The sequence below is a fragment of the Variovorax sp. YR750 genome (assembly GCF_900109805.1).
GTDB lineage: Bacteria > Pseudomonadota > Gammaproteobacteria > Burkholderiales > Burkholderiaceae_C > Variovorax > Variovorax gossypii.
This window is the reverse complement of record NZ_FOBJ01000015.1, coordinates 204,105-220,440: the sequence shown is the minus strand read 5'-3', so window position 1 is coordinate 220,440 and position 16,336 is coordinate 204,105. Positions and strand designations below refer to the sequence as shown.

Here is a 16,336-nt window from a genome sequence, read left to right as displayed (position 1 = left end):
GCGTTGCGCGGACCGGTCCTTCGCAAGACGAAGCCGGGAACTCCCGCCCTGAAGATCGATTTTGAATGAATGGGTTCAACGGGCGCTGTCGATGATCTGGCCACCGTCAGGCGTCAGGCTGTACCCTGTCAGGTACTGTGCATCCTTGCTGGCAAGGAACAGGACAACCGGCGCGACGTCTTCCTCCGGCGATCCGTAGCGGGCCAGCGCATTGGCCGGCGGAGGAACGTTCGCCGCGCCCCAGGTGTCCGCGATCGGCAGCACGTTGTTCACGGTGATCTTGTCGGCACCCCACTCGCGTGCGGCAGAACGGGTCAAAGCGCGCACGGCTTCCTTCGCCATGTTGTAAGGGCCATAGCCCACCGAGCCAAGGACGCCAGCCAACGAGGCGAAGTTGATGACGCGGCCCTCACCACTGGCCTTGAGGTGGGGATAGCAGGCCTGCATCGTGCGCAGATAGGCAATCGGGCCCATCTCGAAATTGCGCTGCAGCTGCTCGATTGACAACTCGAGGATCGATGACGAGACGGACGACGGATCGAAGGCGTTGTTCACGAGGATGTCGATCCCGCCGTACGTGGCCGCCACCTTGTCGATCGAGTCCTTGACCTGATCGGGGTCGGCAATGTCGCAGACCACGCCAAGCGCAACGCCGCCTGCCGCCCGGATCTCGGAGACGACACGATCGACGTTTTCGGCAGTGCGTGAAACAACGGCCACCTTCGCGCCTTCGGCCGCAAACAGCTTCGCGGTGGCGCGGCCGATGCCGCGACCGGCGCCGGTGACGAGAGCAACTTTTCCATTCAGTCGAGTCATGATGAATTCCATCAGTTGAGGGTTGCTTGCTGCGCCGCCATGGCCAGGGCATCAGGCGACGGGATATCGCGGGCAAGGTTCTGCGTTGCGAACGAAGCGACGAGCAACACGAGGCCCACCGCTGCAGGCAGGGCGCCGCCGGGCTTGCGCACACCAATGTGCGCAAGCCCGGAGAGCAGCAGGTGATAGAACATGCCCGCGTAGGCGAGATCGCTCAGCGGCACGCTGATGCGCGACAGGATCGCGGCCACAGCCAGGATCTTCACGACAGTGAGGACCGGCACGAGATAGCCAGGGTAGCCAAGATCGGCCAGCGCTCGGCGAACCCAGTCCCTCTTGGCTACGTAGGCGGCGGCAGAAGCCAGATAGAGAAGCGACAGCAACGCGGTGCTGATCCAGTATGTGTAGTTTCCAGTCATGAGGTTTTCCTGATCGAGCGTCATTGCATCGATCCGCAGCAAGGATGTCGCCTAACATCGAAAACCACAAGTAGGATGAAAAAGTGATGCCTAGTATGGAAAAGCAGACCAAGGGAAATGCCGAGATCAACATGCACGAGGAAATGCGCCGCGCGTTCGCGCTGCTCTCGGGCAAATGGAAGCTGGAAATCATGTGGCTGCTCAATCAGCGCATCTACCGCTTCGGGGAACTGCGAAAGGCGATTCCCGGCATCACTCAACACATGCTGACGGCGCAGCTTCGCGAGCTCGAGGCGGATGGCCTGGTGTCGCGCACCGTCTTCGCGGAAGTGCCGCCCCGCGTCGAATACGAGATCACATCGAAGGCCCGGGGACTCGGTCCGACGATGCAGGCGCTCACGGCCTGGTGGAACGAGCATGGAAAAAGCGTCCCGGTGAAGTCGACCGCGCGCGGTCGCAAGGCCAAGGGAAGCTAGATGCGGTAGACCAGGCGAGCGCCTGATGACGTCCGCGGCCATCGACGCTCCGCGGGGCGGCGCCTCCGCGATGACGCTGTGCGTCTTTGCGCTGATCGCCTCGGCGCTCCAACAGATGCTTTCGTCGAGGCCAATCGCATCAGCGGCGGCACCGCGCCGCTCTTCGCGTACTCGGGAGCGGGCATCGAGCAACTGTCGCAACGGCTGGCATACGAACACCTGAAGGGCGTTGTCATTTCCCAGGTCACCCCAAATCCCCAAAAGGGCACCAGCCGCCCAGTGCGCGAGCTCAACAACGCCGTGGCCCAGCAAGGCCCAACGTCTGATGACACTCAGTGTCGCCACGTCAATCACTCCTGTGCTCCCGCCGCTGAAAGCGGCAGGCCGGGGTTACGACGTGGGTCAGTTTTAGATGGAAATCACACCACCGGCAGCAGAGGGATCGCCCCGCCGATGCCTGGGAAGGCGCGCTCCCCAGGAATCACTTGGCTGAGCCTATCGACCAAAAAGAGAAGTCGAATTGCAAAGTTCGCCGGCGCAATTGGCGGCCGCAAAAAAGAGGTTCTTGGCGTGACCACTTGGCATCATGTAGTCCCCGATCAGTCCATGGCCCTGCGCCCCCTGCGCATTGACCTGCTCCATCCACTTGGCACTGCCGTCAGCCGGATCCAGCGCAGAGAAGCTGAAAGTGGACGACTGGCTGCCGTCTTGCACATACAGCAGGCCGCTGCGGTCTGAGAAGCTGTACGGAGAACGAAACCGGAAGCCACGTGCGCCCTGCCCATTGAGCTGGGCCAACAGATCCGCATCGCTGCCTGGCGAGGAGGGAAATTCGTAGACGTAGCGCGCACCGCCGGCGCTGCCCTTCTCGTAGATGGCCACGGTTTCCGTGCCGACCATGAAGCCCGGCGCCAAGTTCAGGTAGCCGTTTGCACCCTGTGCATTGGCCTCCTGAAGAAAGCCCGCACTGCTCGAGGAAGCGGTGGTGAGAACATACGAATAGGTGCCGGCGTCTTCCTTTCTGTAGAGCGTGACGCTCGCACCGCCCACCGCATAGGAGCCGGCCCAGCGGAATCCCCGTGCGCCTTGTGCATCGAGTTGCGCCTGGAACGCGCTGCGATTGGTGGTGGTATCCAGCAATTCGTAGACGTAGCTTGCACTCCCATCCTTCACATAGGTCTCGACGGCACTGACGTTCTGCCCGGACACAAAAGCCAGGGATGTGAGAAAGCGAAAGCTCCGTGCGCCCTCGGCATTGAGATGACCGAGGAACGCATCCTTGTCGGCAGCGGGCGACAGCGCCTCGTACATGTACGTGCGTGCTGCCGCAGCAGGTGCGGGGGCGGGAGACGGCGCCGGAGAAGGCGCTGGCGTACTGCCAGAATCCGGCGGCGCAACGGATCCCATGGGCAGTGAGGAAAATCCGCCGCCGCCTCCTCCCCCGCCACCGCAAGCGACGAGGACCGCGGCCGCGACAGCGGTAAGAACCAGTTTCAACTTCATATCTTCGAACCTCCTTGAATGGGACTTCTCTTTGGATGGGCCTCGTCAGAGGCAAAGGTTGCGTGCCGCCATTTCGGTGCTGCACGCCGCCAGGATGGATGCGTGTCTGCCGCTGAAACGACGAAAGAGTCCAGCCTGCCCCGCTCCTTCAGCCTGCAGCCAGTCCGCCTCGAACGCCGCCACGACGGCCGGTGAGGCCCGGCGCCAACTCTTTCGATGTCGCGTTCGATATCCCGACTGCAGAGCGCCCGTCGATGTCGTTGTTCGTTGGTGAGCCCATGGCTCGCCAGAGCCAAGGCCAACGAGAACCTGTGGGTACCGACCAGTCAGACACACGCTATGAACGCGAATCGCAAGATTCCTGCTTTGGAGAATTGCCGGCTTGGCGCGGTGGCAAGCGCCCTCTCAACGAGTCGCACTCCTGTGTGCGCATGTTGAGAGAGGGCCCTACACCCCTCACGCCGAATGGGCGCGCTGGAGTCGCAACGATCTGGCGACGACGCATCGGTGGTGCCCGTACGGTCACCACCTCGGCACATGCTAGTTCGGGTGTCCCACATCCCGAGTGCAACTTCATCCACATCCGGTGGAGAGCCGGCACCGCCCTCTCAGCCGTGGAGACGCAGCCACGTCCGCGACCAGGCACACCAGGCCACGGAACATGCTGGCCCGTTCTGTGCCACCCGCAAACCGCTTGACGCTTCGCCGGCCAGCCCAGATACTTAAGCATCTTCTTAAGTTTTAGGCCAGCGATGTCCTTTGCCCTCTACTACCACCCGCTGTCTTCTTTCTGCTGGAAAGCGCTGATCGCGCTGTATGAAGCCGACATCGCGTTCGAGGCGCGGCTGGTGAATCTCGGCGATCCAGCCGACCGTGCCGCCTTCCAGGCGGTCTGGCCGCTGGCCAAGTTCCCCGTGCTGCGCGACAACACGCGAGGCAAGACGATCCCGGAGTCGAGCGTCGTCATCGACTACCTGGCGCGCACCGAGCCCCGCGCCGCGTCCCTGGTGCCGGGGATCCCGAGTTGGCGATGCAGACCCGCCTGCTCGATCGACTCATCGACAACTACATCCACGCGCCATTCCAACAGGTCGTTGCCGAACGGTTGCGCCCCGATGGTCAGCACGATCCTTTCGGCGTCGAACAGGCGCGTCGCCAGATCCGAGCGGGCTATGACCTCGTCGCCCCCATGATCAGCGGCAGCGGGCCCTGGGCCATGGGCGAGTCCTTCACCATGGCCGACTGCGCGGCGCTGCCGGCGCTGTTCTACGCCGACCACGCCGTCGGCCTGACCGAATGGCCCGAACTCGCGGCCTACCTCGGTCGCCTGAAGGCGCGACCCAGCGTGGCCCGCGTGCTGGCCGAGGCCGAACCCTACTTCCAGTACTTCCCCCTGAGGAACGGCTGATGCCACACGCGAGCGCCAATCTCGACCTGACGTTCCAGGCGCTCGCGGACCCGACGCGGCGCGACATCGTGGAGCGCTTGTCGCGCGGCCAGGCCACTGTCAGCGAGATCGCCGAACCCTACGCGATGTCGCTGCCGGCCGTCGTCCAGCACCTGGCGCTGCTGGAGGCCAGCGGCCTGGTGCGCTCCGAGAAGATCGGACGGGTACGCACCTGCCGCATAGATACCGCCACGCTCAGCCTTGCCGAGATGTGGTTCAACCGGCGTCGGGCGGAGTGGGACCAGCGTCTCGACCGCCTCGGCGAACACCTCAAGCACTTCCCAGACGGAGAATCAAATTGACAAATCAGACCGAACAAAACCGCAGCGTGTCCCACGGAGTCTTCACCATCGAACGCACCTATGCGGACGTGAGGCCGCAGCGGGTGTTCGACGCATTCGCGAGCATCGAGGGCAAGAACGGCTGGTTCACTGCGCCCAATGACAACTGGGACATCGTCGAGCGGACCATGGATTTCAAGGTCGGCGGCCGCGAGCGACTGAAGGGCAAATGGAAAACCGGCATGGTGACCGAGTTCGACGCGACCTACTTCGACATCATTCCTGGAGAGCGGATCGTCTACACCTACGAGATGCACCTGGACGGACGCAAGATCTCGATCTCACTGGCCACCCTCGAGTTCAAGGCGTCGGGCACGGGGACTCAGCTGATCATGACAGAACAGGGCGCGTTCCTCGATGGCTTCGATGACAACGGCAGCCGGGAGCGAGGCAGCCGCGAGATCATCGACAAGCTCAGTGCCTATCTGCAGCGCTGACGAAAGGCGAGGCGCCTGGCGCTCAGCCGTCGCGCACCGAATCACACGCCGATGCCCGGATGACCCGAAGCTCAAATACCGGGCCGCGGATCCTTGTCCGCGATAGAGAGATCAACCGGGACCCGAATCTCGCGTGAGACGTTTCCGGGCATCTCGAACACCAGCGTGATGTGTCCCCTGACGCGTTCGAAGGTCTTGTCCAGCTTCACGTAGAAGCCTCTTTGGCTGCATAGGACCTGGTCGTAGGTCCAGAGCGAAAAATCCTGCAGTGGCGACGCGGCGATGTCGTTCTTCATCTGGAGCTTCTCGTGCTTCTCGTTCGTCAGCTCGTAGTCCTTGACTCGGTAGGTGGCGAAGTCGGCGATGTCGTCGTTCCTGTTGACGATGTGGCCGTTCCGCCTGTACTCGTCGACCTTGGCCTTGGGCAGCGGGTAGTAGGTCAGCAGGTCGAGCTCGCGCGCCGGCTTCTTCCTGATCAGGGTCAGGTCGGAGTTGATGACCATCACATGAGAACCAAGCTGCATGAGCAGCGCCTGCGCCTCGCCTGCCGAGTACGGATCGCGTGGTGCGGCTCGGGTCTGGCAGGCGAACAGCACGAACAAGGCAGACAGGAGCAGCGGCAGCAGTCTCTTCATCGATGAATCCATGTGGGGGGAGCAAATGCAAGGGCCATCGGCCCCGGCTCGGACCGAAATACGTCAAGCGCAACCGTGGGTGGCGCACCGCAGTATGGACTGCGGAACGTCTGTGCGTTGCCTCGCTGGTCGTCACCCGCGCCCTGTCCGTCGCCCCGTCGCTCGTGCTCCCGAAGATGCGCGGGGGCAAGGCGGCCACGGCCTGAGCCCGCCCGGCGCGGGAGACCAGTTCGCGCTGGGCCGAATCAAGCATCTAGCAAAACATCCGCCAGCGCCGCTCTCGAGCTAGAAGTTTCGCCCGGTTTCCCAATGAAAAAGGCGTCCGGTGGATGAAACCGGACGCCCTCGGACGTTTTGTTGGTCGTGTGTCGAGCCTGTGCCGAGGATCGCCCTGTTGATTTCCGACGCTGCTCGAACTGATGATGGCGGCGCAGAAGATGATCGTTCGGCTGCAGGCCGATCCTGCGCATGCGCATCTGCTGCAGGGCTTCGACCTCGACAAGTTCCACCGCGCGCTCGAGTTCCGCGCACGCTATCTGCTCAACGGCCATTTCTGGCCGGAGCTCGCGATGTTCTTCGAGCATCCGGCGCGCATCGCGGGCAGCTTCTTCATCCGTCACCATAGCTACCGCGTGCGCATCGACGACGTGGAGCACTACTTGTCGGGCTACGTGGCCTACCTTCACTACCTCCAAGGCGCACCGCGGCCGGAGCGCAGGGGACCTGTGGTGCTCTGGGGCGGTGACGTGAACCTGGGTCGTCGCCAGCACTACATGGCCACGCGGTTGGGCATGCAACGCGTGCTCGCGCCGGTGCGCGCGATCGCACAGGCCGACCTCAGCATCGTGAACCTCGAATGCGTGGTGGCCACAGGAGGCAAGCGTTGCATTGCCAAGGGCGAAGGCGGACCGTACTACTTCAGGGCCCGCCCGGAGATGCTGGAGGTTCTCACGGCTGCCGGCGTCGACCTGGTCACGACGGCGAACAACCATTCCGGGGACTACGGCCCCGATGCCCTGCGGGAGCATCTGCGCTGGCTGCGCGCCACCGGCATCGCGCAGGCCGGCAGCGGCATCAACCTCGAAGCCGCCCTGACGCCGGCCGTGTTGCCCGCAGGGCCGTACAACGTGGCCGTCTTCTCGCTCGACGCGACGCAGCCTCGCTTCGCCGCGAGCGCCGACGCCCCCGGCAGTGCCCATCTGCCACTGGGCGATCCGGCACAATGGACCGCCTGCCTCGCCCCCCGGATCGCGAAAGTACGCGCGCAGGCGCACGTGGTGCTGGTCGCGGTGCACTGGGGCGAGAACCACGCGGCGCGGCCGGATGCCCGGCAGTCCGCCGTAGGGCGCGCCATCATCGACGCCGGTGCGGACGCCGTGCTGGGCGCTTCTGCGCATGTGCTGCACGGCATCGAACTGCACCGGGGCCGCCCCATCGTCCACGATGCGGGCGACCTCCTGTTCGATGCACGGCGCAGCGACAGCGACAGTGGCGTGTTCGAACTGGAGATCGGTGCCCGCGGCGTCGAGCGCCTGGTGTTCGTGCCGGTGAACGTGGGCTTCGGGCAAAGCACCCAGCGGGAAGGCGCTACTGCGACGGCTGCCGCGCAGCGCTACATCGCGCGTTGCGCCGAACTCGGCGTCGAGCTGCAGTGCCGCCCCGACGGGACGGCGGCGATCGACTTGACCCCAACACCGCGAGAGCAGACCGGTCTCCAACCTCTGGCGTCGACAAAGCAAGCAGCGCCGGTACGCTATGACCTTCGTGCCGTGCGGCGCCCGCGCCCGGTGCCTGCAAGCTGCACGCGAGAGGAAGTGCCCACGGCTGCCGCACTGCCAGCCCCCCTGCGCATCGGTCCGCTCACGCTCCTCGGGGTGCTTGCGCACCCGGACGACCCCATCACCAACCGTCGAAACATCTGGGTGGAAACCTTCTGGCGCTGCGACGAGCCCCTAACCCGCGACCACCGCATCGATCTGCGCGCCAAGCCGCTCGGCGAGTCGACGATGCCGCCCTGGGGATTCGGCATGGACCACGACCCGTGCGACTGGCTGATGCCCACGTCGCAGTGGCAGCCCGGCACGATCTACCGCGACTACTGCCCGCTGCGGCCTCCCGAACAGAAGGACCTGGTCAACGGCCGACTGCAGCTGGAGGTAGCCCTCGTCCTGCAGCGAGAGCGGCAGCACGTGCAGGCGCTCGACGTGTTCTTCGAGCTGGCAGTGCCCGGGAAGGAGGCCACCCCGGAAGCCAATGCGCCACCGGAATACCGCACCGAGTTCGACGCCGGGTTGCTGAGCAGCACGAATGGCCAGACGTGGGACGCGGCGCAACTGGCGGCCATCACAGGCGGGACATGGACCGTCGAACCGCCACCCGGGTGGTCTGTGCGCTCGGTGGTCTCCGGCGCCAAGCACATCCCGATGCGCGATGCGCCCGTGCTGTATGTCGCGCACGACACGCTCGACCGTGCTCCAGCTGGACACAATGAAGGCTTCATGAAGCCTTCTTCTGTTGTCCCCCGACGAGCGCTGGTGATCGGTGCACTTTGTGCGCTTACCCTCACCGCGCATGGCCTTCAGCTCTCCAATGCCCCCCTGCCTTGGGGGCAGCCGGCAAACCGGCAGACCTGCCCGGACGAAGACGGCTACCTGTGGCTGCCATTGAGTTCCGGCGACGCCTGCCTGCGCTATTTCGCTCCCGAAGGCCTGAATCGGGCACCTACGCTGGTCGTTTACATGACAGGCGATCGCGACGCAATGCTCTCCAAGCCCTGGGATCAGATCGAGGACAACACCTCTCAAGCGCTGACCGCACGTTACACGCAGCTGTCGCGCCGTGCGGGCATCCCGGTCGTGATGCTGGCTCGCCCTGGCACCTACGGCTCGTCGGGCGATCACCACCAGCGCCGGCGCATGGCCGAGGAGTTCGCCCCACTGAACGCGGGACTCGACGCACTCAAGCGCCGCTACGGTGTCGAACGCTTTGTGCTCTGGGGGCACAGCGGCGGTGCGACGGCTGCAGCCGCGTTGCTGACCATGGGGCGCACCGACGTGCGCTGCACAGTCATGACCTCGTCGACCTTCGCCTACCTGGAGCGGTGGCGTATGCAGCGCGGCAACGATCCCCTTGGGCCGTCCCCGCCGCGTGAAGTGCAACTGGCCGCCAGGATGTACGACCCCCTGGACCACATCGATGGCATCGTGCGCGACGACAACCGCACGGTGTACGTGATCGGAGATCCGCAGGACTCCGTTACGCCATTTGCCTTGCAGGCACGCTTCGCCGAAGCGCTCAAGCGTGCGGGGCACCGCGTGGTGTTGCGCGAGGCGGAAGGTGTACCGCCGAGCTACCACAATCTGCGGGCGGACGCGGGCCTGGCCCAGGCGAGAGAATGCGCTGCCGGCAAGTAGTGGGGAGCAGGCCGCTCACCAGGCCCCCAGGAGGTGCGACCTCAGTTGCCCTCGACCACCGAAACACTCGCGCCATACCGCTTCAGGCACGCGGTCGCGGCGTCGAGTTCCAGTTTCAACGTCGTGACCATTTTTCTTTCTTTCATGCGTGCCACGGAGAACGCGCCGTCGTCGCGCAGTTCGGCGATCAGGAGCTTGTTGGTCAGCGATATGGCGTCCACCCTGTAGCCCCACGCTCGCTTGACAAGCCTGGCCTGCGATGGAATTGCGTAGTTCATCACGGTGTCCCATCCGTCGAAGATGCAATCGGCCAGAAGCGCTTGCTTGGAGGGATCGTATCGCCCCTGCATGGCAGTCTCGAAAGTTTCTGATGTGACCTCGGTTGGATACGCGGTGCAGCCCGAGAGTGCCAGCACCGCGACAGCGCAACCCCAAGTACTTAGGCGAAGACTCATGTTTCTACCTCTGATCCCAACGATGAAAGCATAACTGCTTGGCGTCCAGGGCACGAAAGGGCAAGACAAGACTCGACGCGTCTGTGCAGCGCCCTCGGATCGATACACCTCGAAATGCCGCTATCGCAAATCAGCGATATTCAGCATGCCGAGCATCGCCGCGGCCACGGCTGGCAAGAACGCGAAGCATGAGCGCGAGCGACATCGCGCAGGTTCTGGCTTCGATCGGCACGAGATAAAGTCCCGCAGGCAGGCTTACTCCCTCAGCGTGAACACCACGGACAGGTATGACACCGGCTGGACCTCGATCGCCTCGATGCCGTGCAGCGCAGTCGCATCGAACAGCAGCGCGTCCCCTGCCCTCACCTCCACCACCTTGGCGCCGTAGCGGTAGCGCACCTCCCCGGAAAGGAAGTACAGGAACTTCAACCCAGGATGCTGGAAAGTCACGTAGGGATCGGCGCCCGGCAGCAGCGTGACCAGATAGGGCTCGACGAACAGGTTGCCCGACAGCAGGTGGCCCAGCAGTTCGTAACGGTAGTCCGCCACCGCCCCGATGCGGTCGACCAGCACCCCATGGCCTGCCCGCACATGGCAGAAGTCCGTACGCCGCGCCTGGTCGCAGAAGAATCGCGAGATCGGAACATGCAGACCCTGCGCGAGCCTCTCCAGGGTCTCCACCGAAGGCGAGACCAGCCCCCGCTCGATGCGCGAGAGCATCGAGGAGGAAATCCCCGACGCCAAAGCCAGCGCACCGCCAGATACGCCCGTCGCCATGCGCAGCGCCCTCACCTGCGCACCGATCCGTGCCGCCGACAGGCTCCGCACGACGGGCTCGGGCTGCCGAGGCCGCACACGCGTCACCGAAGCCGGCAGGCGCAGTGCCCGGGGCATCGGGAACGGAGAAGTAACTTGTCGACGCGTCATTGGGGTTTCATCGGCGCCGCCGATGCGCAGTTCATCAAAGCCTTCAAAGCAATGCAAATGAGTTAAAGATAACGTGGTTTTAATTGTCTCTCTACCCGAGCCTCTTGTCCATGCAGAAGCAAGTGACTCGGAGAGGAAGGCCGCCAGGGGCGACGACATTTGAGGTTGGCCCTGCCTTAGCTTTTGGCGCGGTTGTGAGAGCACTTCGAACAGCAGATGGGGTCGGGCAAGAGACCCTGGCGCATCAGGCAGGCATCGAACGGTCACATCTGGGGAAAATCGAGCGCGGCGAGCACATGCCAACGCTCGCCATGATTCTGCGAATCGCAGAGGCCCTTGGTCGCACTGCTGGCGAGCTACTCCTCGAAACCGAGGCAGCCCTCGCCGAACGACAAGACGCCGACGGTGTGCGCAAAGCAGCGGACTCATAATCCGTTGGTCGCTGGTTCAAGCCCAGCACGGCCTACCATAAAAAAATCCGCAGTCATTGAGGAGTTTGCTATCTATTCGATAGCAAACTCTTTTTCTTTGATCTGATTTTTTTGCGATGTAAGGGTGGATGTAAGGGGATTTCAGGGGCTGAGCAGCGTAACCGCGGTGGCGCCTGACGTCGGTGGCGCCAACGGGCGGAAGAAGAGATTCAAAATCTGCGCGGAGCCATCATGGCCGGAGTTGGCCGCGAGGTTTGGAAGCGCGACAAGTGGGAGAGCAATCGCCGTGACGTGCTTACGGCGGTGGCCATTCCCCGTCACTCTCGTATGGAGCGCTTGCCTCGCCTAGCCCGTCTGCGAAAGACCGCCGATGGTTCAATAGCGACCGCTTGTGCGGCGGCAAGCTTCCGGTCTCGGGGACAACTATGCGTTAGGGGGCGTGAATACAGCCACTGGCGAGGAATGACAGAGATCACTGCGCAGCTACCCGTTTGCTGGCTGTTCACAGTGCTGCGGGCTCTATTCCGTCAGAACGTCCAGCGCGCGCTCACCCGCGCGCTGCGAGGCTCCATCGGATGGATGTGCTTGCCATCGATGCCGCTGCCGCAGTCACCGCGCGCCACGTTTCCTGCGCTGCACGAGGCGTAGAAGTACTCGATGTCGTTGCCCTTCCTGCCCGCCAGGTTGAACACGTCCAGGCCGAGCGTGAGGTGTTTGTTCACCGCATAGCGCGCGCCGAAGTTCAGCAGCGTCGTCGCACGAGAGCGCACGCTGTTGAGCGTGTCGAGCGCGCGTGGCCCCATGTACCGCAGGCGAAGTGACGCTGTCAGCGGGCCGTCCGTGTAGGTCACGCCAGCCGCGACAACCCGCTCCACCGCGTTGTCGATGTAGTTGCCTTCGCCCTCCGGGGCTACACCTCGGAAACGCGCACGCGACAGCGCCGCGTCGGCCTCAAGCCGCCAGCGCGAATCGACCTTCCAGCGCATCGTTGCCTCGATCCCGCGGCGACTGCTGGCGCGGCCGGGTTCCGTCGTGCCCGCGTCGCCCACATAGACAAGTTCGGAGTCGAGCCTGAGCTGCCACAGGGCCGTGGTGAACGTGAAGTTCTCGTTCGGCTGGAAGCGCCAACCGATCTCGGCGCCGCGCCCCTTCACGAGCGCGGGAACCCGCTCGGCCGGCAAGCCGCTTTGCGGGTCGACGCTGATCGTAGCGCCGCGCACGTCGTTGCTGTGGAACCCCACGCCAGCGTTTAGGTAAAGCTCGTGCTCTGGCGTGACGGTGAAGGCCAGTCCGGCCTTCGGGCTGGCGAGCGAGTCGCGGCCACGGCCACTGTTGAAGGGGCCGTAGACCGGCTCCCGCCCATCGACCTGGTAGCGCAGCGCATCCCCTCGCAGACCGATGTAGCCACGCCACCGGTCGCTGAAGTTCACCAGTTGCTGCCCGTAGATCGAAAACAGATCCTGCGACACCTTGTCATTGCGCACCGTGGAGATACGCTCGCGCGCCACGGTGTTGTAGAGCCCGGCCTCGCCGATCCGGTCACCGCGCCACTGTGCGCCGAAGCTCAGGATGCCGTCGAGACCTGCGATCTTGTTGGGCCGGCTGTGCGAGGCCTGTGCACCGAAGACGCGGCGGCGGTCGGTCTGCTCGAACTGGTCGCCCAGCTCCGGGTTGTTCAGAAAGTAGGTGAAGTCGGAGAACAGGTCGAAACGGTAGTCGATGGCATAAGCGCTGATCTGGGTCTGGCCCTCGGGGCTGTTGTCGAACCACTTGCCCGACAGGCTGATGCGCCGCGTCTTGCCGCCATCGGTGGTGTTCATGGACCCGAAGCGCGAGAGCTCGCCGCTGTCGACCAGTCGCTCGGGAATCTGGTCGGTCGAGGTCCAGCGGCTCCGGTAGGCCATGCCGGTGATCGTGAAGCCGCGAACCTGCGAGCCCTGGGAATAGCGCAGTACCGCGTTGGCCTTGCGCAGGCGCTCGGGCGTGTCCCAGGGGCCGTCGTTGCCCTCCAGCTCGACCGCGCCCAGCCAGGTCTGGTCCTGCACCGTGCGCGAACCGGCCGCGAGCAGGCGGCGGAAGTTGTTTGCCCCGAGCGTGACTTCTGCGAAAGGCACGCCGAGCGCGCTCACGTAGTCGAGCGACGCGCTGCCGGCCAGTGAGAAGTCACCGCTGTCTGCGAAGTACGGTCCTTTGCGGTAGCGCACGCCTGATACAAGGTCGGGAATCAAGAAATTCAGGTCGGCGAAGCCCTGGCCGTGCCCGTGCGTGGGCATGTTGACCGGCATGCCGTCGACCGTGACCGCGAAATCGGTGCCGTGGTCGAGGTTGAAGCCACGCAGGAAGTACTGGTTGGCCTTGCCGTCGCCCGAATGCTGCGTGGCCACCACACCGGGCACCGCTTCGACGATGTCACCCGGGCGCAGCTTGGGGCGCGCCTGGAACGATTCCTTCTCGGCTGCCCCCTCGCTGGCGCTGTCGGCCGAGCCGATGGTGGCATCACGCGGCCCACGGACCTCAACCTCGGGAAGATGCCTGTCCTGCGCCCATGCCGGGGCGCCGGTGAGCAAGGCTGTTATGAACAGGCCCGGAGAGCGTCGGAGGATGGCGCGCACGTGGATTCCCTCTTGTTGTAAGAACAATTGGAAATTATTCATACATACAGGCGTGCGCCGAATACGCCATTCGGCGCACAAGCTCAGTTCATGGGCTTGAGGTGGCGATGCGGCTTGCTCTTGCCATGTGCGTGCGGCTCGCTGACGTCGAGTGGCACGAGGTGCACGTTGCCGTGGCGCACGCCGCGCAATGCGACCAGCTGCTCGGCGCAGGCCTGCACGGCCTCGGCCGGCCCCCGCAGGACCACCGTCTCGAGGCAATGGTCGTGGTCCAGGTGGGTGTGCAGGCTAGTGATCACCAGGTCATGGTGATCGTGCTGCAGGTCCATCACCCGGGTGGTGACGGTGTGCTCGTGATGGTCGTAGACATAGCTCACGTTCGCCACACACCAGGCTGCTGGGCGCTTGGAAGGCCTGTCGAGCGTGGCGCTGCCCAGGCGGGAGCGGATCAGGTCGCGCACGGCCTCGGAGCGGTTGCCATACCCCTTGCCGGCGATGAACTCATCGAACTGACGGGCGAGTTCGTCGTCGAGGGAGATGGTGAAGCGTTCCATGGCAGCGGTTCCTTTGCGCGCACGCATCATAGAGGCCCAGATCCACTCACCTTCTCCTTAGAAATGAAGGCGTGTACTGCAGACGCTTACCTTGTTCGATCCGGAACTCTAAGTTGAGGTCACGCGACGAGGGGTGACGCGCCGCATTCGGGTAAGCAGGCGCCTGCCGTCGCGACCGTACTGTGCCCGCCGTCGCGCAACAGTTCATCAAACTTTCGTCGCGCGTACGCAAGGCAGTCGGCCGCTCACCAGCACCCGACACCGCGCCGCTCAAGAGTTTTGGCAGGTATAGCTGTCCGCCGAATTGACGTCTCCGCTGCCCTTGTATTTCGGAAAGCTCGGGTATTTGCACAAGGGGCGGGTCAGCACGGGGGCCTTGGTCGTCAGATCCATCTTTGTCGCGACGATATTTTGCGTGGAGGGCTTTGTGCCACCCTCTCGCCACTTCGCGACAGCATCCACAAGGTCGACGGTGTCCGGGCCGACTCCGCCTGCGCAATGCTGAACGCCCGGCTGAAGGAAGAACTCCATCGAGGCATCCCGCGTGGATGCGCCACCCACGGTGGTCGCGACATCGTTGAAGTACTTGATCGAGCCCTTGTAGCTGATTGCCCAGTCATTCGTGCCGTGCGCAAGGATCATCTTGCCGCCTTGCCCGAAGAAGGACCGAAGGTCCGGCGTTGCATCGAGCGTTGTGGCTGCGAGCCTCAGTCCCGGAGCGTAGAGCTCCGGATCGAAACCAAGCACGTTGAAGGCCGGATCTCCCGTGACCCAGTACTTCACCAGGCCACTGCCGAACATGAACTGCAGGCCGGTGCCGCCAATGGCGGAACCGGTCACCCACAGAGGCCAGCCCTGGTCTTCGCCGCCAGGTCCCCAGCCAGGGTAGACGGTTGTTCCGTCCTTGCGCTTGAGCTCGGAGTAGATCGTGTTGGCAGTCGCGATCTGCGGGTCGGTCAGGCATGTGTCGGCATCGCCTGCCGTGCAGCGCAGCACCGCTGGGTTGAACGTGCAGGCTTCCTGGTTGCTCACCATACCGTCCGCCACGCCATCCAGGGCGTCGCACTGCGCAGTGACGGACTTGCCGATCAGCGAGACCTTCGCATCGTTGAGTTGACCGCCCGGCGCTGCGAGCGCCTTTCCGTTCGCAACGAAGGCCTGGAACAGTTCGGTGAAGGAGTAGGCCGGTGCACGCACGACGATGCCATCGAAGTCGTTCGGGAAACGCGTGGCCTGAATCAATGCTTCCCTGCCGCCATTGGAGCAGCCCTCGAAGTAGCTGAACTCGGCGTCCGAGCCATAGCGCTTGCGAACGATCTCCTTGGTGACTTCATTGACCGAGTGGATCGAGAGATAGCCGAAATCCGCCTGCGCCGTGGGATTGTTCAGGAAGACCGAGGCGTCGAGGCCGTCGCCCTGGCGCCCGCCATCGGAGGCCACGAGGACGTAGCCTGCGGTCGACCCGCTAGGCGAGAGGGGCGTGATGCTGATGCTGCCATCCCAGCCGCCCCCGCCTGCATACAGGAGCTTGTTGTTCCACACGGTGGGAAGATGCACTTCAAAGTTGAGCGTGCCGTGAAGGCTGCCCGTGACCTTGCAGTATTCCGCAGACCCTGTTGCCGCCGGGACGAGCGTCGCTTCCTTGAGCGTCGCGCCGGCAAGCGAAGCGCCGGCGAAGACGTTGCACTTCTCCTGCGCCGACGCAACGGGTGCTGGGGCTGGCGGTGTTTGCGTTGGCGTTGGTGTCGGGAACAGCATCGGCCAGTTGCTTCCGCCGCCTCCGCCACCGCCGCAGGCCGTCAGCAGGATGGGGATGCAAGCGAGCGTGAAGCGCGCCGCCGAGAGAGGGTTTCTCATGATTTGTCTCCTG

Annotated in this window: 16 protein-coding genes; 7 read left to right on the top strand and 9 right to left on the bottom strand. The window is 64.1% G+C overall.

Annotation, left to right across the window (positions count from 1 at the left end):
* Positions 1 to 75: 75 nt before the first annotated feature.
* Positions 76 to 816 carry an SDR family NAD(P)-dependent oxidoreductase gene (locus BMY35_RS27875; protein WP_093206284.1) on the bottom strand — a complete coding sequence of 247 codons (741 nt, stop codon included), beginning with the start codon at positions 814 to 816 and terminating at the stop codon, positions 76 to 78.
* Positions 817 to 827: 11 nt separating this feature from the next.
* The gene (locus BMY35_RS27870; RefSeq protein ID WP_256229825.1) at positions 828 to 1,259 is read right to left on the bottom strand and encodes a DoxX family protein; all 432 of its coding nucleotides are present in this window, start codon (positions 1,257 to 1,259) and stop codon (positions 828 to 830) included.
* Positions 1,260 to 1,330: 71 nt separating this feature from the next.
* On the opposite strand from BMY35_RS27870, the gene BMY35_RS27865 reads away from it, so the two are divergent.
* Entirely contained in the window at positions 1,331 to 1,711 is a 381-nt protein-coding gene (locus BMY35_RS27865) for a winged helix-turn-helix transcriptional regulator (protein WP_093206243.1), read from the top strand.
* Positions 1,712 to 2,206: 495 nt separating this feature from the next.
* Here BMY35_RS27865 and BMY35_RS27860 read toward each other — a convergent pair whose 3' ends face one another.
* A complete protein-coding gene (locus tag BMY35_RS27860; RefSeq protein WP_093206242.1) occupies positions 2,207 to 3,214 on the bottom strand; it encodes a hypothetical protein in 1,008 nt (335 codons plus the stop codon).
* 752 nt (positions 3,215 to 3,966) lie between these two features.
* Between BMY35_RS27860 and BMY35_RS27855 the strand changes: the two genes are divergently transcribed.
* The 4 genes from BMY35_RS27855 to BMY35_RS27845 are packed head-to-tail and all read left to right on the top strand — an operon-like array spanning position 3,967 to position 5,439.
* Positions 3,967 to 4,407 (top strand): glutathione S-transferase family protein, encoded by a 441-nt coding sequence (locus BMY35_RS27855; protein WP_256229824.1) that lies wholly within the window; start codon positions 3,967 to 3,969, stop codon positions 4,405 to 4,407.
* A complete protein-coding gene (locus BMY35_RS38875) occupies positions 4,404 to 4,622 on the top strand; it encodes a glutathione S-transferase family protein (protein ID WP_256229823.1) in 219 nt (72 codons plus the stop codon). The genes BMY35_RS27855 and BMY35_RS38875 overlap by 4 nt, the downstream gene beginning before the upstream one ends.
* The gene (locus BMY35_RS27850; RefSeq protein WP_093206241.1) at positions 4,622 to 4,963 is read left to right on the top strand and encodes an ArsR/SmtB family transcription factor; all 342 of its coding nucleotides are present in this window, start codon (positions 4,622 to 4,624) and stop codon (positions 4,961 to 4,963) included. Before BMY35_RS38875 ends, BMY35_RS27850 begins: the two co-directional genes overlap by 1 nt.
* Positions 4,960 to 5,439: an SRPBCC family protein gene (locus BMY35_RS27845; protein ID WP_177213717.1), complete on the top strand. Its 480-nt coding sequence runs from the start codon at positions 4,960 to 4,962 to the stop codon at positions 5,437 to 5,439. Before BMY35_RS27850 ends, BMY35_RS27845 begins: the two co-directional genes overlap by 4 nt.
* Before the next feature lie 71 nt (positions 5,440 to 5,510).
* On the opposite strand, the gene BMY35_RS27840 is transcribed toward BMY35_RS27845, so the two are convergent.
* On the bottom strand, positions 5,511 to 6,074 hold the full coding sequence (locus BMY35_RS27840) for a hypothetical protein (RefSeq protein ID WP_256229821.1): 564 nt from the start codon (positions 6,072 to 6,074) through the stop codon (positions 5,511 to 5,513).
* 419 nt (positions 6,075 to 6,493) lie between these two features.
* Between BMY35_RS27840 and BMY35_RS38870 the strand changes: the two genes are divergently transcribed.
* A complete protein-coding gene (locus BMY35_RS38870) occupies positions 6,494 to 9,487 on the top strand; it encodes a CapA family protein (RefSeq protein WP_371287197.1) in 2,994 nt (997 codons plus the stop codon).
* Between the two features lie 41 nt (positions 9,488 to 9,528).
* Here the strand turns inward: BMY35_RS38870 and BMY35_RS27820 are convergent, their stop codons facing one another.
* Both BMY35_RS27820 and BMY35_RS27815 read right to left on the bottom strand, forming a co-directional pair.
* Positions 9,529 to 9,942, bottom strand: a complete 414-nt coding sequence (locus BMY35_RS27820; protein WP_143080757.1) for a hypothetical protein — start codon at positions 9,940 to 9,942, stop codon at positions 9,529 to 9,531.
* 255 nt (positions 9,943 to 10,197) lie between these two features.
* Positions 10,198 to 10,770, bottom strand: a complete 573-nt coding sequence (locus BMY35_RS27815; protein ID WP_093206282.1) for a helix-turn-helix domain-containing protein — start codon at positions 10,768 to 10,770, stop codon at positions 10,198 to 10,200.
* A 209-nt stretch (positions 10,771 to 10,979) separates the two neighbouring features.
* Here BMY35_RS27815 and BMY35_RS27810 point away from each other — a divergent pair, with 209 nt between their 5' ends.
* Positions 10,980 to 11,300 carry a helix-turn-helix domain-containing protein gene (locus BMY35_RS27810; protein WP_093206281.1) on the top strand — a complete coding sequence of 107 codons (321 nt, stop codon included), beginning with the start codon at positions 10,980 to 10,982 and terminating at the stop codon, positions 11,298 to 11,300.
* 527 nt (positions 11,301 to 11,827) lie between these two features.
* Here BMY35_RS27810 and BMY35_RS27800 read toward each other — a convergent pair.
* The 3 genes from BMY35_RS27800 to BMY35_RS27790 form a co-directional block, all read right to left on the bottom strand.
* Positions 11,828 to 13,912 carry a TonB-dependent receptor gene (locus BMY35_RS27800; protein WP_256229818.1) on the bottom strand — a complete coding sequence of 695 codons (2,085 nt, stop codon included), beginning with the start codon at positions 13,910 to 13,912 and terminating at the stop codon, positions 11,828 to 11,830.
* A gap of 83 nt (positions 13,913 to 13,995) precedes the next feature.
* Positions 13,996 to 14,466, bottom strand: coding sequence for a nickel-responsive transcriptional regulator NikR (gene nikR / locus BMY35_RS27795; RefSeq protein WP_093206236.1), 471 nt, complete (start codon positions 14,464 to 14,466; stop codon positions 13,996 to 13,998).
* Positions 14,467 to 14,736: 270 nt separating this feature from the next.
* Complete coding sequence (locus tag BMY35_RS27790; RefSeq protein ID WP_177213716.1) at positions 14,737 to 16,323, bottom strand: tannase/feruloyl esterase family alpha/beta hydrolase; 1,587 nt, start codon at positions 16,321 to 16,323, stop codon at positions 14,737 to 14,739.
* Positions 16,324 to 16,336 lie beyond the last annotated feature (13 nt).

Excerpts from the sequence above, each read along its gene's own strand:
- BMY35_RS27875 (WP_093206284.1), bottom strand. The coding sequence starts at position 816 with ATGACTCGACTGAATGGAAAAGTTGCTCTCGTCACCGGCGCCGGTCGC.
- BMY35_RS27870 (WP_256229825.1), bottom strand. The coding sequence starts at position 1,259 with ATGACGCTCGATCAGGAAAACCTCATGACTGGAAACTACACATACTGG.
- BMY35_RS27865 (WP_093206243.1), top strand. The coding sequence starts at position 1,331 with ATGGAAAAGCAGACCAAGGGAAATGCCGAGATCAACATGCACGAGGAA.
- BMY35_RS27860 (WP_093206242.1), bottom strand. The coding sequence starts at position 3,214 with ATGAAGTTGAAACTGGTTCTTACCGCTGTCGCGGCCGCGGTCCTCGTC.
- BMY35_RS27855 (WP_256229824.1), top strand. The coding sequence starts at position 3,967 with ATGTCCTTTGCCCTCTACTACCACCCGCTGTCTTCTTTCTGCTGGAAA.
- BMY35_RS38875 (WP_256229823.1), top strand. The coding sequence starts at position 4,404 with ATGATCAGCGGCAGCGGGCCCTGGGCCATGGGCGAGTCCTTCACCATG.
- BMY35_RS27850 (WP_093206241.1), top strand. The coding sequence starts at position 4,622 with ATGCCACACGCGAGCGCCAATCTCGACCTGACGTTCCAGGCGCTCGCG.
- BMY35_RS27840 (WP_256229821.1), bottom strand. The coding sequence starts at position 6,074 with ATGAAGAGACTGCTGCCGCTGCTCCTGTCTGCCTTGTTCGTGCTGTTC.
- BMY35_RS38870 (WP_371287197.1), top strand. The coding sequence starts at position 6,494 with ATGATGGCGGCGCAGAAGATGATCGTTCGGCTGCAGGCCGATCCTGCG.
- BMY35_RS27820 (WP_143080757.1), bottom strand. The coding sequence starts at position 9,942 with ATGAGTCTTCGCCTAAGTACTTGGGGTTGCGCTGTCGCGGTGCTGGCA.
- BMY35_RS27810 (WP_093206281.1), top strand. The coding sequence starts at position 10,980 with ATGCAGAAGCAAGTGACTCGGAGAGGAAGGCCGCCAGGGGCGACGACA.
- nikR (WP_093206236.1), bottom strand. The coding sequence starts at position 14,466 with ATGGAACGCTTCACCATCTCCCTCGACGACGAACTCGCCCGTCAGTTC.
- BMY35_RS27790 (WP_177213716.1), bottom strand. The coding sequence starts at position 16,323 with ATGAGAAACCCTCTCTCGGCGGCGCGCTTCACGCTCGCTTGCATCCCC.